The sequence below is a fragment of the Vibrio sp. Isolate30 genome (assembly GCF_022397975.1).
In the GTDB taxonomy this organism is placed as follows: domain Bacteria; phylum Pseudomonadota; class Gammaproteobacteria; order Enterobacterales; family Vibrionaceae; genus Vibrio; species Vibrio fortis.
In genome coordinates this window covers 304,614-326,538 of sequence record NZ_JAKEUS010000003.1, presented here as the reverse complement: position 1 = coordinate 326,538, position 21,925 = coordinate 304,614, and the positions used below count along the sequence as shown (strand labels likewise).

Below are 21,925 nucleotides of genomic sequence, written 5' to 3'. Positions count from 1 at the left end.
ATTGGTTAATTTTTATGACTTCGCTATGACGCGAAGTGTGTTTTTTTGTCATATATAGACATTGGTCTTGGGAAGGTGAGGACGGGTGAAAATGCCTCTTATCGTACAAAAATTTGGTGGAACGTCAGTGGGCTCTATTGAAAGAATCCACTCAGTTGCAGAGAAAATCATTGAAGCAAAAAACGACGGCAATCAGGTCGTGGTGGTGGTCTCTGCAATGTCAGGAGAAACAAACCGATTAGTTGATTTAGCCAATCAGATAGATTGCGTACCAAACGCGAGGGAATTGGATGTCTTATTGACAGCCGGTGAACAGGTCTCGATGGCTTTATTAGCAATGACGTTACACAAATTGGGCTATGAAGCGACATCGATGACAGGTTATCAAGCCAAGATTCACACCGACTCAAACCATAATAATGCCGCTATCACTCATATTGATACTGCTCCGATTAAAGCTCTGCTCGAACAAGGACAGATAGTGATTGTGGCCGGCTTTCAGGGCGTTAATCACAAAGGCGATATCACGACGCTGGGGCGTGGTGGCTCAGACACTAGTGCTGTTGCATTAGCTGGTGCGCTCAATGCGCAAGAGTGTCAGATCTATACCGATGTTGATGGCGTTTACTCTTGTGACCCTAGAGTGGTTAAAGATTCCAAACGCTTACCTCTGCTTGATTTCCCTTCAATGGAAGAGATGGCACGTTGCGGGGCTAAGGTTTTGCACCTGCCTTGCGTTCAATTTGCGTGGAAGCATCAAGTACCACTGCGAGTGTTATCAAGCTTTGAGAAGGGCGAGGGTACCTTAATCTCGGGCGAAGAGTGTTTGAATGACATATCTGGCATCGCCATTCAGAAAGATATGGTGTTGATAGAATGCGCAGTAGAAGAGCTGTCATCTCTCATATCACAGGCACAATTACTCGGTATCGAAGTGTGTAGTGTGATCGAGGAAACAGAACGAGCAGCAGTGGTGATTAAACGCGACGCAAGTACGAAATTAAAACTAGTTTTTGCTGAGAAAATCCGTAATAGTGAACAAGTTAGTTTGTTAACTGTAGTAGGTAGTCGAACACAAGATATTGTGGTCAGTTCACATGGATTGTTGTCTGAAGGCGAGGTTGATGTACAGCATCACTTATTGCAGCAGCAGTCTTTAACCCTGGTGGTTTCTCCCGACCAGGTCGATACAGCTGCTAACATACTACACAAAGCATACATTGTAGCGCGTGAAACACAGGGTTATCTTAAAAAAGAAGTGCATTTTGGTTAAATAAACTCATTCGATAGTTTACGAAAATATAACTTTTGTTGGATAATGCTCTCGTAGCTAGATAAATTTAGAGATTACTCAAGGAGCAAAGAATGCTAATTTTGACTCGCCGCGTTGGCGAAACACTGATGATTGGTGATGAAGTAACAGTGACTGTACTAGGTGTTAAAGGTAACCAAGTACGTATTGGTGTTAACGCACCTAAAGAAGTATCTGTTCACCGTGAAGAGATCTACATGCGCATTCAAGCTGAAAAAGGTAATGGTAACGTTGCATCTGGCAACTACTAATACTTTCGCGTAGAAAAAGGGCTAGCACTGTTGCTAGCCTTTTTTGATCCTGGCGTTTGAAACCGAGTTTAGGTTATAGGAAAAAACGATAGTTGGTGATTGATGTATTCACTGTCATTCCAACTTCATCGATAAACACTTTATCTGTGTCACGAGTTCGCCTTTTTTCTTGCATACAGATGTAGCCAAATTTCTAGGCTCGTAGTATGGTTGCTTATGCACTGACAATGTCATTGTTAAAAATTAGATAACTTAATTCCGCGCGTAATTTTGCTAATCTTTCACCTTAATTTTTAAGGGAAAAAGAGCCTTTTGATACTAATAAGTTCAAATAGCAAGCGCTTTGATTAAATTGCAAACGGTTGAGTGTTTTTATCCATTTTTTTTCAATAAAGTGTTTGACATATTTTCGGTAAAACGTAATATGTGCCTCCGCAAGACGGTGAGGTGGCCGAGAGGCCGAAGGCGCTCCCCTGCTAAGGGAGTATGTGGTTTGTAGCTGCATCGAGGGTTCGAATCCCTCCCTCACCGCCATTTCTTGCGAGTCTAAACGTAGCAAGTTAGACAACAATATGTGCGCTCTTAGCTCAGCTGGATAGAGTACCTGGCTACGAACCAGGCGGTCGGAGGTTCGAATCCTCCAGAGCGCGCCATTATCTCTCTTATCATTTGATAGGCGTGATAATAATGAATTAGGTGAGGTGGCCGAGTGGCCGAAGGCGCTCCCCTGCTAAGGGAGTATGTGGTTTGTAGCTGCATCGAGGGTTCGAATCCCTCCCTCACCGCCATTCATTACAGGCCGATGGCCTTTTTTTTGTTTCGTTGTAAGCAAAGTGTGATATATTTCACAACTTCATTCGAGAGAGTGAAACACCGTGCGCTCTTAGCTCAGCTGGATAGAGTACCTGGCTACGAACCAGGCGGTCGGAGGTTCGAATCCTCCAGAGCGCGCCACTACTTAGGGTTTCCTCGTGAACTCCTGATATTGGAAAACCGATATCAAAAACCGTGCGTCCTTAGCTCAGCTGGATAGAGTACCTGGCTACGAACCAGGCGGTCGGAGGTTCGAATCCTCCAGGACGCGCCACTATTTAAAGGTTTTCTTTCATTATAAGAATGAGAATCTTGATATTGATTATTACGCCTTTGGCAATTAATATCGAAACCGTGCGCTCTTAGCTCAGCTGGATAGAGTACCTGGCTACGAACCAGGCGGTCGGAGGTTCGAATCCTCCAGAGCGCGCCACTATTTAGGGTTTCCTAGTGAACTCCGGATATTGGAAAACTGATATCAAAAACCGTGCGTCCTTAGCTCAGCTGGATAGAGTACCTGGCTACGAACCAGGCGGTCGGAGGTTCGAATCCTCCAGGACGCGCCACTATTTAAAGGCTTTCTTTCTGATAAGAACAGAAATCCTTGTGTTAATTAGCTTATTTAGAATGGTTGGTTAATACGAAAACCGCGCGCTCTTAGCTCAGCTGGATAGAGTACCTGGCTACGAACCAGGCGGTCGGAGGTTCGAATCCTCCAGAGCGCGCCACTATTTAGGGTTTCCTAGTGAACTCCTGATATTGGAAAACCGATATCAAAAACCGTGCGTCCTTAGCTCAGCTGGATAGAGTACCTGGCTACGAACCAGGCGGTCGGAGGTTCGAATCCTCCAGGACGCGCCACTATTTAAAGGCTTTCTTTCTGACAAGAACAGAAATCCTTGTGTTAATTAGCTCTCTAGAATAGTTATTTAACGCGAAAACCGCGCGCTCTTAGCTCAGCTGGATAGAGTACCTGGCTACGAACCAGGCGGTCGGAGGTTCGAATCCTCCAGAGCGCGCCACTTCCTTAAAAAAGCCTCGTTTATACGAGGTTTTTTTTCGTCTGTAGCTTTTATTGTTAATTAAATGTTAATATTTGGTTTTTCCTAACCTATTGTATTTATTAGCTTTAGCTGTTCCCAACTGTTTATTCCACCTTACTCATATCATTTGCAGAAAAAAGCCTAATTAAGTCGCAGTTTATTCATCTGAAAATCATTAATTTGTCAGATTTATGTGATCTGTATGGCGAATAATTAACCTGATCTGTGTGTTATCCGTAACACAGCCTTAAACAAAATTGACAAACTTTTACCAATCGAGATAATCCAAGGGTCGGGATCATTATTCGCTGAAATCCTGCACACATGTCAGGATGACAAAGAAAGGAAGCAACATGACTAATATAGGAAGCCTGCTAGGAGATGCGGCAACCCTAATGGTGACAGGTATGTCTGTCGTCTTTATCTTCTTAACTATTCTCGTTTATCTCGTTCGGTTAATGTCGAAACTGGTACCAGAAGAAGTACCCGAGCCGATCGCTGCACCAAAAACAATTCAAAAATCACAATCAACCCCTTCTGCTGTTAGTCCACAGGTTGTGGCAGCAATATCGTCCGCGGTTCATCAATACCGTGTATCGACTGCTAAGTAGCAATTAAAAAGGATTAAAAGGAGTTAATGAGCATGTCTAAACCACTAGCTATCACAGACGTGGTACTTCGTGACGCCCATCAGTCACTATTTGCTACGAGAATGCGTATCGAGGATATGCTGCCAATCGCAGCTGAACTGGATAAAGTTGGATACTGGTCACTTGAAACATGGGGCGGGGCAACCTTTGATTCATGTATCCGTTTTCTTGGAGAAGATCCTTGGGAGCGTCTACGTGAGCTTAAAAAAGCGATGCCAAACACCCCAATGCAAATGCTACTTCGTGGTCAAAACCTTTTAGGCTACCGTCATTATGCAGACGACGTGGTAGAGAAATTTGTAGAGCGTGCACATAAAAACGGGATGGATGTATTCCGTATTTTTGATGCAATGAATGACGTACGTAACTTTGAGAAAGCGGTAAAAGCAACGGTTGACGTTGGCGGACACGCTCAAGGCACACTGTCGTACACCACAAGCCCAGTTCACAACGCTGACACTTGGGTTGATCTCGCTAAGCGATTAGAAGATCTTGGCTGTCACTCACTGTGTATAAAAGACATGTCAGGTCTATTGAAGCCTTACGAAGCGGAAGAGCTGATTACTCGTATTAAAGCATCGTGTGATGTTCCACTAGCGCTTCACAGCCATGCAACAACCGGTCTATCAACAGCAACGGCAGTGAAAGCGGTTGAAGCTGGTATCGATATTCTAGATACCGCCATCTCTTCAATGAGTTGTACATACGGTCACACCCCAACAGAGACAGTTGTCGCAATGCTTGAAGGTACAGAGCGCGCAACCGGTCTTAAGCTTGACCAAATCGAACCAATCGCCGCTTACTTCCGTGAAGTTCGTAAGAAGTATGCGAAATGGGAAGGTCAATTGAAGGGCGTCGACTCACGTATCCTTATTGCGCAAGTACCAGGTGGCATGTTGACGAATATGGAAGGCCAGCTGAAAGAGCAAGGTGCTGCTGATCGTCTAGATGAAGTATTGGAAGAGATCCCACGCGTACGTGAAGACCTAGGTTTCATTCCACTAGTAACTCCAACGTCTCAGATCGTGGGCACACAAGCGGTGATCAATGTTCTAACTGGCGAACGCTACAAGAGCATTACCAAAGAGACTGCAGGTGTTCTAAAAGGCGAATACGGCCAAGCACCAGCTGAGCTTAATGCAGAGTTGCAAGCTAAGGTTCTTGATGGTGCTGAGCCTATCACTTGTCGCCCTGCAGACCTGCTGAAGGCTGAGATGGATACGTTAACTACAGACCTTCTTGAAAAAGCAAAAGAAGAGGGTATCTCTTTGGCTGAAGATACGGTTGATGATGTTCTAACTTACGCGCTTTTCCCACAGGTAGGCCTTAAGTTCCTGAAGAACCGTCATAACCCTGAAGCCTTTGAGCCTGCACCAGGTACTGAAGTTGAAGCTCCTACAACTGCAGCCCCTGCACCAGCAGCGGGTGGCATTGAAAGCTACAGCGTAAAAGTAGACGGTCAAGTTTACGATGTTGAAGTTGGTCCTCAAGGTCAATTAACGTCGGTATCACCAGCAGCACAACCTGCTCAGCAAAGTGCACCAGCGGCTGCGCCTGCGGCGTCGAATGCTGAATCTGTACCAGCACCACTGGCTGGCAACATCTTCAAAGTAAACGTACAACCGGGTGCTCAAGTGGCTGAAGGTGATGTTCTACTGATCCTAGAAGCGATGAAGATGGAGACAGAAGTTCGTGCGGCACGCGGTGGTATCGTACAAGAGCTAAATGTTAAAGAAGGCGATGCAGTTTCTGTAGGCGCTCCATTACTAAGCTTGGCGTAAGGGAGTACCATGGAAGGATTGATGACCTTATGGTCTGAAACGGGTATTGCCAACTTTGAGTTTGGCCAAATCTGTATGATGTTGGTTGGCTGCTTACTGCTGTTCTTGGCAATTCGTAAAGGATTTGAGCCACTACTACTGTTGCCTATCGGTTTCGGTGCCGTGCTGGCGAACATTCCAAACGCTGGCTTTACTGAGCCGGGTGGTCTGCTGTACTACGTTTACTACATCGGGATCGAGACTGGGATCTTCCCACTATTGATTTTTATGGGTGTGGGCGCGATGACCGATTTCGGTGCTTTGATTGCTAACCCGAAAACACTATGGCTTGGTGCAGCTGCGCAGTTTGGTATCTTTGCGACTCTATTTGGTGCGATTTTGCTTAACTACATTCCAGGTATGGAATTTACGATGGCAGATGCTTCATCCATTGCGATCATTGGTGGCGCCGATGGCCCGACTGCGATCTTCTTGGCGAGTAAGCTCTCACCTGATCTATTGGGTGCGATCGCCGTAGCGGCATACAGCTACATGGCACTGGTTCCAATTATTCAACCGCCAATCATGAAGGCACTAACGTCTCCAGAAGAGCGTAAGATTCAGATGGCTCAACTGCGTCACGTAAGTAAGGGTGAGAAGATTCTTTTCCCTCTTGCTGTATTGCTGATGACGATTCTGTTCCTACCGTCGGCAACGCCGTTAGTCGGTATGTTCTGTCTAGGTAACTTGATGCGTGAAGCGGGTGTGGTCGATCGTCTATCAAAGACGGCTCAAAACGAGCTGATCAACGTGGTGACTATCTTCCTTGGCCTAGGTGTGGGTTCTAAGCTACAAGCGGATACCTTCTTGAATCTAGAGACTCTTGGTATTCTTGGCCTAGGTGCAGTTGCCTTCAGTATTGGTACTGCAGGTGGTGTACTCATGGCGAAGCTACTGAACAAGTTCTCTAAAGAAGACATCAACCCGCTTATTGGTGCTGCAGGTGTATCAGCGGTACCAATGGCAGCACGTGTAGTGAACAAGGTTGGTCTTGAGGCTAACCCACAAAACTTCCTACTGATGCATGCTATGGGTCCAAACGTAGCGGGCGTATTGGGAAGTGCGGTAGCCGCAGGTATCTTGTTGGCTCTGGTTGGTTAACCGGGTTACATCTAGCCAAACGGTTGAGTTAATTGGTGGTTATTTTTCAAACCAGTGGTTAACTTAGCCTAACAAAATGGTTTATAGTCGAAGGGATGCTTGTGCATCCCTTTCTTTTATTCGTTAGGTTTTAACTAATTAGGGACGTGTTGAAATGGAAAATAAACAGATAGCGATTACCGAATTTGGCGGGGTAGAAAACCTTGTACTTCAAACCCGTGCGATACCTGAACCTCAAGAGGGTGAAGTGGTGGTTAAGGTTGCGTTTTCTGGCGTAAACCCAATTGATGTTAAAACCCGAGCGGGACTAGGTTGGGCAGCTGCACAGAACAAAGACAATCTTCCTTGGGTGCCTGGCTACGATATTTCGGGTCAAGTGATTGCATGTGGCGAGTCGGCGGAGCGATTCTCTGTCGGAGCCAATGTTGCTGGCTTTATTGGGTTCCCTCTTCAAGGTGGCGGCTATAGCCAATACGTTGCGGTGCCAGAGAGTGCCTTAAGCGCAGTGCCAGACTCTGTCACTCTAGAAGCCGCGGCAGCACTGCCATTGGCTAGCCAAACTGCTGCACAGGCACTAAACAAAGCTGAGGTCAAAGAGGGCGATCGCGTTCTTATATTGGCCGGTGCGGGTGGTGTCGGTCACCTAGCGGTGCAGATTGCAGTTGCTGCAAAAGCTGAGGTTTATACCACTTGCAGCGAGGCTAACCTTGACTACCTAGCAACACTTGGCGCTCATGCCATTAATTATCAGTTTGCTCCCGCTTCTGAACGCGTGTCTGATGTTGATGTGCTGATTGACTTAGTTGGTGGTGACACAGCTCTTGATGCGCTTAAGTGTCTTAAAGATGGCGCGCGCGTGGTAACCGTGCCAACGCTTTCGGCTGAGCTTATCTGTGAAAAGGCTAAACTGCTCGGTTTCACCGCAAGTGGAATGCTTGTTGAGCCACAACCAGAACAGATGGATACAATGTTGTACATGGTGAGTGTTGGTTTATTGAAAACGGAAGTTCAACGCATTTTTCCTATGGACGAAGCACAAGCGGCGCATTTACAGGTTGAAACTGGTCATACACGAGGCAAGGTCCTACTGGATATGAAGTGTTAGAATCATTTAATTCAATGTTTGAAGCCATAGCGCTGTGGTTCTCTGATTCCGCGCTATGGGTACTGTTCATTAGTGGTTTTCTCAGTGCCACACTGTTACCCGGAGGTTCAGAAGCCAGTCTTATTGCGGCTTTGAGCCTCAATCAATTTTCTACTTTCTCGATTATTTTGGTCTCTACTTTGGGGAATACCCTCGGTGGATTAACCAACTATTGGATTGGTTTATGGTTACCTAATCGAACTCAATCCGAGAAGCATGGTCATAAAGCTATATCTTGGCTACGTCGCTATGGTTATTGGACTTTATTATTTAGTTGGTTGCCTATCATTGGTGACCCTTTGTGTCTGGCTGCAGGCTGGCTTCGAATGAAGTTCTTACCGAGTCTGATATTGATTGCGATCGGCAAGGCAGCGCGTTACAGCTTATTGGCTGGCATCTATTTCGGTTTTTTCTAAGGAGAACCTATGAAGAAGGTTTTACTGGGTACATTTTCTCTTATTGCCCTCGCAGGGTGTTCTCATCAAGTACCTAGCTCAACTTCCCTGTTTTCTTCACTGCCTGAAGGCGTCACTCTTGTTGATGAGGTGAAACCTTCGAGCGACAAAGTGGTTATTCCATACACTAAATATCAGTTAGATAATGGTCTAACGGTAATTCTTTCACCAGATGACTCCGATCCCTTGGTACATGTCGACGTCACCTATCATGTTGGCTCAGCTCGAGAGGAGATTGGTAAATCGGGATTTGCTCACTTCTTTGAACATATGATGTTCCAAGGCTCTGAGAACGTGGGTGACCAAGAGCACTTTAAGATCATCACCGAAGCGGGCGGTACTCTGAACGGTACCACCAATCGAGATCGTACCAACTACTTTGAGACTGTGCCGTCGAACCAATTAGAAAAAATGCTGTGGTTGGAATCTGACCGCATGGGCTTTTTGTTGGATGCAGTTTCTCAACGAAAATTTGAGATCCAACGAGATACGGTGAAAAACGAGCGCGCTCAAACCTACGAAAACCGTCCTTATGGTTTGATGTGGGAACGCATGGGTGAAGCGCTGTATCCTGAAGGACACCCTTATTCTTGGCAGCCTATCGGTTATGTCGAAGACCTTGATCGTGTTGATGTAAATGACCTTAAAGCCTTTTTCCTGCGCTGGTATGGCCCAAATAACGCGGTATTGACCATTGGTGGTGACATCGATGTAGAGGATACGCTTGAGTGGGTAAACAAATACTTTGGGCCTATTCCAAAAGGACCAGAAGTCGAAAAGGCTGAGAAGCAACCCGCAGTCTTAACCGAAGACAAGTACATCACGCTAGAAGATAATATTCGTCAGCCAATGGTCTTGGTTGGTTGGCCTACGACCTACCGTGGTGAAGAGACGCAGGCAACACTAAATGCTTTGTCTAATGTTCTAGGTAAAGGCACCAACAGCTACTTGTACCAAAACCTTGTTAAGACTCAGAAAGCGGTCAGCGCGGGTTCATTCCATGATTGTGGTGAGCTTGCATGTACCCTGTATGTGTATGCGATGGGCGACTCAGGTAAGAAGGGTGATCTAACAGTATTGAACCAAGCGCTTTTGGATACGCTGGATAAGTTCTCTAAAGAGGGTGTAGATCAGGAGCGACTTGACCAAATTACTGGCATGGCGGAAGCCAACGCAGTGTTTGCTCTGCAAAGTGTTCGCGGAAAAGTGTCTCAACTCGCTTCGAATGAAACCTTCTACGGCCAGCCAGATCGCATCGAGTCTCAGCTAGAGCAGATTCGAGCAGTGACCCCAGAGAGCGTGACCAAAGCTTATCAAGACTTTGTCCAAGGCAAACACAAAGTGACGTTAAGCGTTGTTCCTCGTCGCCAGCTAGATTTAGCGGTGCGTGAAGCGACCTTTGAAACGCCACCTCGTACGCTACCAGAATATACCAAGGTAACCGAAGACCAGCTTGAGTTTAGAAAAGCACCGAATACCTTTGATCGCAGTGTGATGCCTGAAGTGACGTTTGGTGTCGCTGCTACCATGCCTGATTTGTACCGTGTCCACTATGAAAATGGCGCAGAACTGATTGGTACAGTGACAACTGAAACACCAACGGTGCAGCTACAGTTCCAGCTACCAGCCGGTGAGCGTTACGTGGCAAAAGGACAGGAAGGCTTAGCGAACTTAACGGCAGCGATGATGGAAGAGGGCTCAACGCAACGTACCGTTGAAGAGCTGCAAGCGACGCTCGATAAACTGGGTAGCAGTGTCAGCATCAGTGCAGGCAGTTACACCACAGATATATCTGTATCTTCTTTGGAGAAGAACCTAGCACAGACACTGGCGATTGTAGAAGAGGTGCTGTTTAGTCCTAAGTTTGATGAACAAGACTTCGAACGAGTGAAAAGACAGATGCTAGAGGGTGTAGTGTATCAACATCAACAACCGAGCTGGATGGCATCCCAGGCTACACGTGAAGTGTTGTTTGGTGATAGCCTGTTTGCCCGTTCAAGTGATGGTACTGAAGAGTCTCTGAAGTCATTAACACTGGATGATGTAAAAGAGTTTTACAATCAGCACTATACTCCTGAAGGGGCGAATATTGTTATTGTAGGTAACATCTCGAAAAGAGAGGCTGAAAAGCAGCTAAACTTCTTTAAAGAGTGGCAGGGCGATGCTGCACCACTGACGCGCCCACAGATCATTACGCCGTTGGAAGGCCAACATCTGTATTTGGTCGATAAGCCAAACGCGCCACAAAGTATTGTTCGCTTAGTACGCAAAGGTCTGCCTTTTGACGCGACTGGTGAACAGTACCTCGCTCAATTAGCGAACTTCAACCTTGCAGGTAACTTCAATAGCCGAGTGAATCAGAACCTACGTGAAGATAAAGGCTATACCTACGGGGCAAGCGGCTACTTCGCAAGTAATCGTGAAACAGGGGCTGTGGTATTCAGTGCTCAAGTACGTGCCAATGCGACGGTGGCTTCAATTGAAGAGTTCGTTAATGAGCTGAATGAGTTTAGCCAAAGCGGATTAACTGACGAAGAGGTGAAATTTATGCGCCTTGCCGTCGGTCAACAAGATGCACTCAAATACGAAACACCAAGCCAGAAAGCGGGGCTATTGAGTAACATTGTGACCTTAGGGCTTGATGAGGACTACCTTAAGCAGCGCAACGAGATTGTCGACAACGTCTCTAAAGAGCAGCTTAATGAACTCGCTAAACGCTGGTTTGATCCGAATGATTATCAAATTATTGTCGTGGGTGATGCAGCTTCACTGCGTCCACAACTAGAAAAGTTAGATATTCCCATAGAAGAGCTTGAAATCATTCGTTAGAGTACACATTAATGGGAGAGAAAAGAGAGAAGCTGTTTTTCTCTCCCAACCAATTATGATAGTTCTAATCAGAACGATATAAGATAAGTGAACTGAATTTTGACTGATTTTGCTGCGCGACTGAAGCAAGTTGCAACCAACCCAAAGACCTTTTCTCAGTTTGGTCGTGGTGTTGAGAGGGAAACGCTCCGCTACAAGGAAGATGGTCGTCTAGCGACTGGTCCTCACCCTGAAGCTTTAGGTTCTGCGTTAACCAACGAGTGGGTAACAACGGACTTTTCTGAATCGTTACTCGAATTCATCACGCCGGTCTCGAATGACGTTCCGACACTTCTGAACCAGTTATCAGACATTCACCACTTTACTCAAACTAAGTTAGATGGTGAAAAATTGTGGCCACTGTCGATGCCTTGTTACGTAGGTAGCGAAGACGACATTCAGTTGGCTCAATATGGCTCGTCGAATACCGGTAAAATGAAAACCTTGTATCGTGAAGGTCTAAAGCGTCGTTACGGCAGCCTGATGCAGATCATCTCAGGTGTTCACTTTAACTTCTCGTTCCCAGAAAGCTTCTGGGATAGTCTGTTTGGTGAGCAAACTGAACAAGAGCGCAGTGATGCTAAGTCGGATGCGTACTTTGGTTTGATTCGTAACTACTACCGTTTTGGTTGGTTGATCCCTTACTTCTTTGGTGCGTCACCAGCCCTGTGCTCGTCATTCATTAAAGGCCGTGAAACTAAACTGCCTTTCGAGCAGCTAGGTGGCACGCTTTACCTACCAAAAGCAACAGCACTGCGTCTAAGTGACCTTGGTTACACCAACAGTGCACAAAGTGTCCTTAAGATTGGCTTCAACAGTTTAGACCAATACCTTGAAGGGCTGAATAAAGCGATTCGTACTCCATCGCAAGAGTTTGCTGAAATTGGGATTAAGGTTGACGATGAATACCGTCAGCTAAACAGCAATGTTCTACAGATCGAAAATGAACTGTACGCACCAATTCGCCCTAAACGTGTGGCGAAGAGTGGTGAGAAACCGTCAGAAGCGCTGGCGCGCGGTGGCGTTGAGTATATTGAAGTTCGCTCCTTGGATGTTAACCCATTCAGCTCAATCGGTATCACTGAGCAGCAAGTGCGCTTCCTAGACCTATTCCTAACTTGGAGCGTTCTTTCTGATTCTGCAGAGATGGATAACTGTGAACTGGAATGCTGGCGTGATAACTGGAACAAGGTGATCCTTGAAGGTCGTCAAGTTGGCCTAGAGCTACAAATCGGCTGTCATGGTGAGAAATTGTCGCTGCAAGACTGGGCTAAGCGCGTGTTTAAAGACTTGCGAGTGATTGCTGAGTTGATGGATGCTGAGCAAGGCGGTCGCGCTTATCAAGAGACATGCGATACCCTTGAAGCTTGGATTGATAATCCTGAACTGACAATTTCTGGTCAACTTTTAGAAGAAACCAAGAAACATGGTGGCTTAGGTAAGGTTGGTTGCGAGCTAGGTAAACAGTATGCTCAGACACACCGCGAGCACCAATACCAAGTTTATTCTGCGGAGTTAATGGAGTCTGAGGTTGCACGCTCAGTAATGGCCCAGAAACAGGTCGAAGAAGTGAGCACTCAAGACTTTGATAGCTTCTTGGCCGATTATTTTTCGTATCTTAAAGCGTAGCGAATAGCGAGTTTGTGGTGGAAAGGAATCAACCTGTATCAATAAACAAGCGTCGACCATTGTTATCTTGGATCTCTGTTGGGGTTGCGGTAGGCCTACTAGCCGGCTGTGCAACCCCTCCACCTAAGAAACAGGACAACTTGTGTAGTATTTTCCGCGAGAACCCTTCTTGGTATGACGATGCACTCGATATGCAAGAAGAGTGGGGTACGCCAATTAATGTGGCGATGGCCTTTGTTAAGCAAGAGAGTAGCTTTCGACATGATGCACGCCCTCCGAAGGACTACTTATTAGGTTTTATTCCGTGGGGACATGTTAGTAGTGCGTATGGTTATGCTCAGGCGCAAGATCCGGCTTGGCAGGACTTTCAAAAAGCGACAGGACATGGTGGCTCTCGAACGAATTTTGATGACTCATTAATGTTCATCGGCTGGTATACCAATGAAACGCGTCGTCAATTAGGGCTCTCTTTATGGGACCCATACAATCAGTATTTGGCTTATCACGAAGGTCGTGGTGGCTATAAACGCAAAACCTATAACAGCAAGCCGTCATTGATTAAGGTGGCTCGCAAAGTTGAGCAGCAAGCGAAAGATTATGGTTGGCAACTGAAGCAGTGCCGCCAAGAACTGGAAGACAACCGGAGTTGGTTTTTCTAAACCGACCGTCATGGAGAAGAAGAATGCCTTTATTAGATAGTTTTACTGTGGATCACACACGCATGAATGCACCAGCGGTACGTGTGGCAAAAACCATGCAGACTCCTAAAGGAGATACGATCACAGTATTCGATTTACGTTTCACTGCACCCAATAAAGATATCCTGTCAGAGAAAGGAATTCACACTCTTGAGCACCTTTATGCTGGCTTCATGCGTGCACACCTAAATGGCGAACAAGTTGAAATCATCGACATCTCTCCAATGGGCTGCCGTACAGGTTTCTACATGAGCCTGATTGGTACACCTTCAGAGCAGCAAGTGGCTGATGCTTGGTTAGCGGCAATGGCTGATGTGCTTAAAGTTGAGAGCCAAAACAAGATCCCTGAGCTGAATGAATACCAGTGTGGTACAGCAGCAATGCACTCTCTAGAAGAAGCGAAAGAGATCGCGAAAGCCATTCTAGATGCAGGTATTTCAGTGAACAAAAATGATGAGCTAGCTCTACCTGAGTCTATGCTAAAAGAGCTTAAGGTCGACTAAGTTCGTTTTATTACCGCTCTTGAAATGAAAAGCCCTGTTCAACGAGAACAGGGCTTTTTTGTGTCAGATGAGACAGCAAGGATTATAACGTTAGCCTGTTTTGTGGCTAAGTATTAAAGCTGGTGGTTTCTTGCATGATTTGCGGGAAAACACGCACCAATTTAATACGATTCTCTTCCAGCTCCACAATTTCCATTGGGTGACGTGCAACTTGAACACTTAAGTGGCTCTCTGGAATATCTTCTAGGTGCTCAAGGATCAAACCATTTAGTGTTCTTGGGCCGTCAGTAGGTAAGCTCCATTGAAGACCTTTATTAATGTCTCGAATATTGGCGCTGCCCTCGATGAGGAAGCTGCCGTCGCTCTGCGGTGTGATCTCTTCTGATAGGCTTGGTGTCATTGAGGTGGTAAATTCACCCACAATCTCTTCCAAGATATCTTCTAGAGTAACAAGGCCGTTGATGTCGCCGTATTCATCCACAATCAGTCCGATGCGCTGTTTATTGCGTTGGAATTTGAGTAGTTGAATATTCAGCGGTGTCGACTCAGGAATAAAGTAGACTTCATCGGCAGCGCGCAGAAGCGTCTCTTTGTTGAATTCATTCTTCTCTAGCATCAAGCGGTATGACTCACGCAATCTCAGCATCCCAACCACTTCATCGATCTGATCGCGATACAGCACGATTCGGCCATGAGGTGAGTGAGTCAGCTGGCGAACGATGGATTTCCAGTCATCATTGATGTCGATACCGGTAATCTCATTACGAGGCACCATGATGTCATTCACGGTTACGTGCTCAAGATCTAAGATGGAGACCAACATATCTTGGTGGCGTTGTGGGATCAGAGTACCCGCTTCATTAACTACGGTTCTTAATTCTTCGGAGCTCAGGTGGTCAGTTGCATCGTGATCTGCCTTGACGCCTATGATGCGGATAAAACCGTTAGTGATGAAGTTAACCAGTACGACGAGTGGCGATAGCACCTTCATCAGGATCGTTAAGACAATACTACTGGCATAAGAGACGCGCTCTGGGTAAAGAGATGCGATGGTCTTTGGGGTGACTTCAGCAAAAACTAGAACCACTAAGGTCAGGGCACCTGTTGCGATAGCCACACCAAGGTCACCATAGATACGCATACCTAAGATGGTCGCAATGGCTGAAGCGAGAATATTAACGAGGTTATTGCCGATAAGGATAAGACCGATGAGGCGGTCAGGACGGCTCAGAAGTTTTTCTACACGACGCGCACCCTTATGACCCGATTGGGATAGGTGTTTCAAACGGTAGCGGTTCAAGGACATCATGCCCGTTTCAGAACCTGAGAAATAACCAGAAATTACAATGAGACACGCGAGTAGCGCAAATAAGATACCCGTAGATATGTCGTCCAAAACTATTACTTTCCTAAATTTGTATCTTGATTAATTTATGACCGATGCAGGTCGAGATGTCAACTGAATGTAAAGTATGCCATACATTAAAGGCAAGGTGTGTACCTTGCCTTTTATATCGAACTATTAATTCAGAATGATTTCTTGAACAAAGCGACTACCGAAGTAGGCGAGTGTCAGTAAGGTTGCACCCGCTAGCGCAAACCAAGTGACTTTCTGGCCTCGCCAACCTTTCTGGTAGTGACCCCAAAGCAGAATCGAGTAGATCACCCAAGCGATAAAAGAGAGTACGGCTTTGTGAGCTTTGCCTTGAGCAAACATGTCTTGAACAAAAATAAAGCCAGTTAATAGCGTACCCGTCAGTAGGCCGTTACCAATAAGAATGATTTTGAACAGCTGTCTCTCTACCATCATCAGTGGTGGAAGGTTTGGGTTAATCACTAGTGCCTTTTTCTTCTTAAGCTTGTAATCAAGCCATGCTAACTGCATTGCGTACAGGGCACCGATGGTTAATGTTGCGTATGAGAACAGCGCTAAAGAAATGTGCATCAGCAGTTTAGGGTCGTTCTCTAAATGCTTAATAAAAGTACTTGGGAGAAACGCAGCGGCTAACAAGTTTAGGGCTGCAAAGCTGTATACGACAGGGAGAATAAACCACAAACGGTTTTTGAGCATTGCCCCGCTCATGACTAGCGAGATAATGAAACTGATCAATGAGGCAACATTGAGAATACTGAGATTTTGACCGCCGGCGTTAAAGATTAAGTCGCCCAGCAACCAAGCATGAAAAGCGATAGCAAGAAACGCGCTCACCAGTACCGTTTTGGCACGGATTCCTGTTTGGTGTACAAGACCTGGGATGATCGTGGATATGGCCATTATGTATAGAAAGGCTGCTGCGATCGCAATTAGACTGTCCATGGTATCCATTTAAATGATTACTAATTCACGAATTATACCCTGCATCGCCCTTTTGGGCTATGGTGAACCTCACTCATTTATTAGTGAACAGCGCCCTATATCACACACCGTCATTATTAACCGCAGACAACGGGTGTGACTCTATTCCACGCTAATGTATACTCTCGGTAATAGTCGCAGGATTGAGCGAAGAGAAAACTATGTTTGATAATTTAACGGATCGTCTATCCAAAACGCTGAAGAATATCAGCGGTAAAGGTCGTCTGACCGAAGACAACATCAAGGATACGCTACGTGAAGTACGTATGGCGCTACTGGAAGCCGACGTTGCATTACCGGTTGTCCGTGATTTCGTAAAGCGCGTTAAAGAAGGCGCGGTAGGTGTTGAGGTTTCTAAATCTCTAACTCCTGGCCAAGAATTTATTAAGATCGTACAAGCTGAGCTTGAATCGGTAATGGGTGAGTCGAATGAGGCTCTGAACCTTGCTGCGCAGCCGCCAGCAGTGATCTTGATGGCTGGTCTACAAGGTGCGGGTAAAACCACATCGGTAGGTAAGCTATCTAAGCTCTTAACCGAGCGCGATAAAAAGAAAGTACTGGTTGTTTCCGCCGACGTTTACCGTCCAGCAGCGATCAAACAGCTTGAAACGTTAGCCGCCGATGTTGGTGTGGATTTCTTCCCATCGTCTGCAGATCAAAAGCCTATCGATATTGCGAATGCAGCGATTGACCACGCGAAGAAGAAATTCTATGACGTGCTGCTTGTCGATACCGCAGGTCGCTTAGCCATCGATGAAGAGATGATGGGCGAAATCAAAGAGCTACATACCGCTATTAACCCAGTTGAGACGCTGTTTGTTGTTGATGCAATGACAGGTCAAGATGCGGCGAACACAGCAAAAGCCTTTGGTGATGCACTTCCGCTAACAGGTGTGATTCTAACTAAGGTCGATGGTGATGCTCGTGGTGGTGCGGCGCTGTCTGTTCGTCATATCACAGGTAAGCCAATCAAGTTCTTGGGTGTGGGTGAAAAAACCGATGCACTAGAACCGTTCCACCCAGATCGTGTTGCTTCTCGTATCCTAGGTATGGGTGACGTTCTGTCTCTTATCGAAGACCTACAGAAGAACGTAGACCAAGATAAAGCAGAGAAACTGGCTAAGAAGTTCAAAGAGAAGAAAGGTTTCGACCTTGAAGATTTCCGCGAGCAACTAGGTCAGATGCAAAACATGGGCGGCATGATGGGCATGATGGATAAGCTTCCAGGCATGTCTCAGCTACCAGACAACGTAAAAGATAAAGTTGATGACAAGATGTTTAAGCAAATGGAAGCGATCATCAACTCAATGACCATGAAAGAGCGTCAGCGCCCAGAGCTTATAAAAGGCTCACGCAAGAAACGTATTGCGGCAGGTTCTGGTACTCAGGTACAAGATGTTAACCGTCTGCTTAAGCAGTTCACCCAGATGCAGAAGATGATGAAGAAAATGCAGAAAGGTGGCATGAAAGGCATGATGCGTAACATGCAAGGCATGATGGGTGGCATGGGCGGTGGCGGCATGGGTGGCGGTTTCAACCCATTCGGTCGTTAAGTTCTTCTTCCTATTAAGTTTGAGCTATTACAGCTTAAGTTTGCGTAGTCAGTGAAATGCTCGCTACGTTACTTTTCAGAGTGTTAGCTCTGTCACAGAAAGTGTACAGAGACTCTGTTGGTGAAAAAATAGCTAAACCCCTTGCATTGCCCCGGAATAAGAGTAAAATTCCGGGGCTTTAATTTGGCACGAGACCCCAAGTTATTTATTGATAAATAGCTTCTGGGGTTAATTTATTTATTAAGAAAGCAAAGAGGACGACATGGTAACCATTCGTTTGGCACGTCACGGCGCTAAGAAGCGTCCATTCTATCAAATCGTAGTAGCGGACAGCCGCAATGCAGCAACTGGCCGTTTCATCGAGAAAGTAGGTTTCTTTAACCCTACTGCTCAAGGTCAAGAAGAAGGTCTACGTCTAGACCTAGATCGCGTTAACCACTGGGTTGGTCAAGGCGCATCTCTATCTGACCGCGTAGCTAAGCTAGTTAAAGACGCTCAAAAAGCGGCTTAATTTTACTTTAAGTAGAAGACATAGCTTATGTCGATGAAGGATAAAGAAACGATGAGCAAGCAAGACGAAAAAATTGTTATGGGCAAGTTTGGTGCTACCTATGGCATTCGCGGCTGGCTGAAAGTTTTTTCCTACACAGACAATGCTGAAAGCATATTCGATTACACCCCTTGGTATATTAACCAAAAGGGTAAGTGGGTTGAGTTCAATGTTGAAAGCTGGAAGCGCCATAACAAAGGTATGGTGTGTAAGCTTGAAGGGCTTGAGGTTCGTGAAGAAGCTCATACTCTGACTAACTTTGAAATCGCTGTAGACCCGGCATCACTACCTGAATTGTCAGAAGATGAATTCTACTGGCGTGAATTGTTTGGTATGCAAGTTGTTACCACTAAGGGCTATTCCCTTGGTGAGGTCACTGACCTATTAGAAACTGGCTCAAACGATGTTCTAGTGGTGAAAGCAAATCTTAAAGATGCTTTTGGCCAAAAGGAACGGTTAATCCCGTACCTTGAAGAGCAAGTGATCAAAAAAGTTGATCGCGAAGCTCAACGGATCGAAGTTGACTGGGATCCTGGATTCTAATTCCAAAATTACAGAGCGAGAGAACACATGTGGGTTGGCGTAATTAGCCTTTTTCCTGAAATGTTCCGTTCTGTTACTGATTTTGGAGTAACAGGTCAAGCGGTTAAAAAAGGTCTTTTATCGATTGAGACATGGAATCCTCGCGATTTCACTCACGATAAACATCGCACTGTTGATGACAGACCTTACGGTGGTGGTCCTGGCATGTTAATGATGGTTCAGCCTTTGCGCGACGCTATCCATACTGCCAAGCAAGCATCACCGGGGAAGACGAAAGTTATCTACCTTTCACCTCAAGGTCGCAAGCTCGACCAGAAAGGTGTTGAGGAGTTGGCAACAAATGAGAATTTACTTCTTATCTGTGGTCGCTACGAAGGGGTAGATGAGCGCATCATACAATCTGAAGTCGACGAAGAATGGTCGATTGGCGATTTTGTGATGACGGGTGGCGAACTGCCAGCCATGACGTTAATTGACTCGGTCTCACGGTTTATTCCGGGAGTCCTAGGCGATTTCGCGTCAGCAGAAGAGGATTCTTTTGCAAATGGCTTGTTAGATTGCCCTCACTATACGCGCCCTGAGGTGCTAGACGATAAAGAAGTGCCTTCGGTACTCAAGTCTGGAAACCATAAGGACATTCGTCGCTGGCGATTAAAACAATCGCTAGGCCGTACTTGGCTAAGAAGACCAGAACTCCTGGAAAACCTAGCTCTGACTGACGAACAGGAACAATTACTGGCTGAATTCATTAAAGAGCATCGCTCTGAAACGAAAAGCAAGCAGTAACCTATTAAATTTAGTATCAGTTTATTCTAGGAATTTATACAAATGAGCAACATCATTAAAGCTCTTGAAGAAGAGCAACTAAAATCAGACCTTCCTAAATTCGCACCAGGTGACACTGTTGTAGTTCAGGTTAAGGTAAAAGAAGGTGACCGTGAGCGTCTACAGGCTTTCGAAGGCGTTGTAATCGCTATTCGTAACCGTGGTCTTCACTCTGCATTCACAGTTCGTAAGATCTCGAACGGTGAAGGTGTTGAGCGTACGTTCCAAACTCACTCTCCAATGGTTGATAGCATTGAAGTTAAACGCCGCGGTGCAGTACGTCGTGCCAAGCTGTACTACCTACGTGAGCGTTCTGGTAAGTCTGCTCGTATTAAAGAGAAGCTTGCTAAGAAGTAATTCTTTTTGCATTCTATCGATAAAAGCGGAGCCATTTGGCTCCGCTTTTTTGTGCGTGTTATATCGATTTTCGAAAGCAAGAGCTCCCCAACTCGCTCGCCCCTCACTCTTGGGGATGACGGGGAGGTTTGAGTTGCGAGGTTAGTAGCTAAAACTAAAGGAGCTGACAATGGGACTACTTTTGCCGTCATTCCAGACAGCGATATCAGAAATCTAGTTTTTTGATGACGATTAGAGAACAAGCCTGAGTATAACTGTCATTCCCTAGGCTGACGAAGGAAGGAGTAGGGAATCTCTTTCAGCCAACACTAATTCACCGGCAATAAAAAAGGATTGACGCAAAACGCCAACCCTTAATAATTCTTCTCGAATCTCGAATCTCGAATCTCGAATCTCGAATCTCGAATCTCGAATCTCGAATCTCGAATCTAGTACTGGTCTTCTGACCACCCATCACTATCAGACATATCCGGAGCACCAGCGATGCTATTCTCTTCGTCTGCCCATTCACCAAAATCAATCATCTGGCACTGTTTGCTACAGAAAGGGCGGTGTGGACTCTGTTCACCCCACTCAACATCACTCTGACATTGTGGGCATTTAACGATGGTGACTTTTTTAGACATAATGTTTCTTAGTTGGGTGTGATTTTAGAATTGTAGGCCTGAGCGAGACTCAAGCCAATTTAATACGGTATTTAACTGCAGACAGCCAATTCAAACTCGATGTCCTGAGTACACGCCTGACCACTCTCAAAACACATAAACTTCACGGCAAAGCGGTTTTTATGTCCAGAGATCATTGGATACGCGCCATACTGCATTGGAATCGAGAGGCGTAAGATGTTGGCTTCCTCTGCATCGCTCTGGAAGAAGCCCGCACGAGCGATTTGCGGCTGGAAGTGACCGGTTTCACGAGTTAGCTTTAACCATAGGGTTAGCGCGTCATACAGAGGCTGTAGGCTATCCATCCAAGCTTTTGCATCGTTCATTCTCTTATCGATAGGGAGATGCAGCCAGTAGTGCAGCGCGGGTAAGTCAAAGCAACATGAGCCACCTGGAAGATTAAAGCGTTGGCGAATGGCACTCAGGAAGCGATCTTCTTTGAGAGATTGACCAAAACGTTCAGCCAGCATTAATTCACGGTAGATATTGCTGATGTCTTCTAGCAATGAAGTAAGCATCTCTTGATCGACGCCCTCAACATTGAGCCAGCTCTTGTAAGTCACACGCTGTTTCTCAATGTCTTTTGCCAGTTCACTCTTTAGCTGAATTTGCTCAAAGATTTCGATCAGATCGAAGATTGAGCGAAAGAACAGTTGGTACTGCTGAGCATCTGAAAATGTCGAAGACAAGTGGAGCTGTCTCAAGAGGGATTCCACTCTTAAGTAGATACGTGTTTTCTCATTTAGAGGATGTTCAAATTTATGAGTGATCATCAAGCAAACCTTCATT

General features: G+C 45.9%; 20 protein-coding genes and 10 tRNA genes. 26 read left to right on the top strand and 4 right to left on the bottom strand.

The window, feature by feature from the left end:
• Positions 1-91 precede the first annotated feature (91 nt).
• The 21 genes from L1D60_RS11680 to luxS all read left to right on the top strand — a co-directional run bounded on the left by L1D60_RS11680 (position 92) and on the right by luxS (position 14,287).
• Positions 92-1,273, top strand: coding sequence for an aspartate kinase (locus tag L1D60_RS11680; protein WP_239841295.1), 1,182 nt, complete (start codon positions 92-94; stop codon positions 1,271-1,273).
• A gap of 92 nt (positions 1,274-1,365) precedes the next feature.
• Positions 1,366-1,563, top strand: coding sequence for a carbon storage regulator CsrA (gene csrA / locus L1D60_RS11675; RefSeq protein ID WP_004415691.1), 198 nt, complete (start codon positions 1,366-1,368; stop codon positions 1,561-1,563).
• Between the two features lie 441 nt (positions 1,564-2,004).
• Positions 2,005-2,097, top strand: a tRNA-Ser gene (locus L1D60_RS11670).
• 42 nt (positions 2,098-2,139) lie between these two features.
• Positions 2,140-2,216 (top strand) — tRNA-Arg (locus tag L1D60_RS11665).
• Between the two features lie 42 nt (positions 2,217-2,258).
• Positions 2,259-2,351, top strand: a tRNA-Ser gene (locus tag L1D60_RS11660).
• Between the two features lie 89 nt (positions 2,352-2,440).
• Positions 2,441-2,517, top strand: a tRNA-Arg gene (locus L1D60_RS11655).
• A 56-nt stretch (positions 2,518-2,573) separates the two neighbouring features.
• Positions 2,574-2,650, top strand: a tRNA-Arg gene (locus L1D60_RS11650).
• 82 nt (positions 2,651-2,732) lie between these two features.
• Positions 2,733-2,809 (top strand) — tRNA-Arg (locus tag L1D60_RS11645).
• Between the two features lie 56 nt (positions 2,810-2,865).
• Positions 2,866-2,942 (top strand) — tRNA-Arg (locus L1D60_RS11640).
• Between the two features lie 85 nt (positions 2,943-3,027).
• Positions 3,028-3,104, top strand: a tRNA-Arg gene (locus L1D60_RS11635).
• 56 nt (positions 3,105-3,160) lie between these two features.
• Positions 3,161-3,237, top strand: a tRNA-Arg gene (locus L1D60_RS11630).
• Between the two features lie 84 nt (positions 3,238-3,321).
• Positions 3,322-3,398, top strand: a tRNA-Arg gene (locus L1D60_RS11625).
• Between the two features lie 374 nt (positions 3,399-3,772).
• Positions 3,773-4,030 (top strand): oxaloacetate decarboxylase subunit gamma, encoded by a 258-nt coding sequence (locus tag L1D60_RS11620; protein ID WP_032549775.1) that lies wholly within the window; start codon positions 3,773-3,775, stop codon positions 4,028-4,030.
• Positions 4,031-4,062: 32 nt separating this feature from the next.
• Positions 4,063-5,850 carry a sodium-extruding oxaloacetate decarboxylase subunit alpha gene (oadA, locus tag L1D60_RS11615; protein ID WP_239841220.1) on the top strand — a complete coding sequence of 596 codons (1,788 nt, stop codon included), beginning with the start codon at positions 4,063-4,065 and terminating at the stop codon, positions 5,848-5,850.
• A 9-nt stretch (positions 5,851-5,859) separates the two neighbouring features.
• Positions 5,860-6,990 carry a sodium ion-translocating decarboxylase subunit beta gene (locus L1D60_RS11610; RefSeq protein ID WP_239841219.1) on the top strand — a complete coding sequence of 377 codons (1,131 nt, stop codon included), beginning with the start codon at positions 5,860-5,862 and terminating at the stop codon, positions 6,988-6,990.
• A 154-nt stretch (positions 6,991-7,144) separates the two neighbouring features.
• Positions 7,145-8,095, top strand: a complete 951-nt coding sequence (locus L1D60_RS11605; protein ID WP_239841218.1) for an NADP-dependent oxidoreductase — start codon at positions 7,145-7,147, stop codon at positions 8,093-8,095.
• Entirely contained in the window at positions 8,089-8,550 is a 462-nt protein-coding gene (locus L1D60_RS11600) for a YqaA family protein (RefSeq protein ID WP_239841217.1), read from the top strand. Before L1D60_RS11605 ends, L1D60_RS11600 begins: the two co-directional genes overlap by 7 nt.
• 9 nt (positions 8,551-8,559) lie before the next feature.
• Positions 8,560-11,418: a pitrilysin family protein gene (locus L1D60_RS11595; RefSeq protein WP_239841216.1), complete on the top strand. Its 2,859-nt coding sequence runs from the start codon at positions 8,560-8,562 to the stop codon at positions 11,416-11,418.
• Positions 11,419-11,517: 99 nt separating this feature from the next.
• The gene (gene gshA / locus L1D60_RS11590; protein WP_239841215.1) at positions 11,518-13,086 is read left to right on the top strand and encodes a glutamate--cysteine ligase; all 1,569 of its coding nucleotides are present in this window, start codon (positions 11,518-11,520) and stop codon (positions 13,084-13,086) included.
• Between the two features lie 41 nt (positions 13,087-13,127).
• Complete coding sequence (locus L1D60_RS11585) at positions 13,128-13,745, top strand: hypothetical protein (RefSeq protein ID WP_239841294.1); 618 nt, start codon at positions 13,128-13,130, stop codon at positions 13,743-13,745.
• A 23-nt stretch (positions 13,746-13,768) separates the two neighbouring features.
• Positions 13,769-14,287, top strand: coding sequence for an S-ribosylhomocysteine lyase (gene luxS, locus L1D60_RS11580; protein ID WP_032549766.1), 519 nt, complete (start codon positions 13,769-13,771; stop codon positions 14,285-14,287).
• A gap of 106 nt (positions 14,288-14,393) precedes the next feature.
• Here luxS and L1D60_RS11575 read toward each other — a convergent pair whose 3' ends face one another.
• Entirely contained in the window at positions 14,394-15,683 is a 1,290-nt protein-coding gene (locus L1D60_RS11575) for a CNNM domain-containing protein (protein ID WP_239841214.1), read from the bottom strand.
• A gap of 126 nt (positions 15,684-15,809) precedes the next feature.
• On the bottom strand, positions 15,810-16,604 hold the full coding sequence (locus L1D60_RS11570; RefSeq protein WP_239841213.1) for an inner membrane protein YpjD: 795 nt from the start codon (positions 16,602-16,604) through the stop codon (positions 15,810-15,812).
• 200 nt (positions 16,605-16,804) lie between these two features.
• On the opposite strand from L1D60_RS11570, the gene ffh reads away from it, so the two are divergent.
• From ffh to rplS, 5 genes are all read left to right on the top strand, one after another.
• Positions 16,805-18,196, top strand: coding sequence for a signal recognition particle protein (gene ffh, locus L1D60_RS11565; protein WP_239841212.1), 1,392 nt, complete (start codon positions 16,805-16,807; stop codon positions 18,194-18,196).
• Positions 18,197-18,458: 262 nt separating this feature from the next.
• Positions 18,459-18,707, top strand: a complete 249-nt coding sequence (rpsP, locus tag L1D60_RS11560) for a 30S ribosomal protein S16 (protein ID WP_004410028.1) — start codon at positions 18,459-18,461, stop codon at positions 18,705-18,707.
• Positions 18,708-18,734: 27 nt separating this feature from the next.
• On the top strand, positions 18,735-19,289 hold the full coding sequence (gene rimM / locus L1D60_RS11555; protein WP_032549760.1) for a ribosome maturation factor RimM: 555 nt from the start codon (positions 18,735-18,737) through the stop codon (positions 19,287-19,289).
• A 27-nt stretch (positions 19,290-19,316) separates the two neighbouring features.
• Complete coding sequence (trmD, locus tag L1D60_RS11550; RefSeq protein ID WP_239841211.1) at positions 19,317-20,075, top strand: tRNA (guanosine(37)-N1)-methyltransferase TrmD; 759 nt, start codon at positions 19,317-19,319, stop codon at positions 20,073-20,075.
• 42 nt (positions 20,076-20,117) lie between these two features.
• Complete coding sequence (rplS, locus tag L1D60_RS11545; RefSeq protein ID WP_032549758.1) at positions 20,118-20,471, top strand: 50S ribosomal protein L19; 354 nt, start codon at positions 20,118-20,120, stop codon at positions 20,469-20,471.
• Between the two features lie 428 nt (positions 20,472-20,899).
• On the opposite strand, the gene yacG is transcribed toward rplS, so the two are convergent.
• Both yacG and zapD read right to left on the bottom strand, forming a co-directional pair.
• On the bottom strand, positions 20,900-21,097 hold the full coding sequence (yacG, locus tag L1D60_RS11540) for a DNA gyrase inhibitor YacG (protein WP_239841210.1): 198 nt from the start codon (positions 21,095-21,097) through the stop codon (positions 20,900-20,902).
• 71 nt (positions 21,098-21,168) lie between these two features.
• A complete protein-coding gene (gene zapD, locus L1D60_RS11535) occupies positions 21,169-21,909 on the bottom strand; it encodes a cell division protein ZapD (protein WP_239841209.1) in 741 nt (246 codons plus the stop codon).
• Positions 21,910-21,925 lie beyond the last annotated feature (16 nt).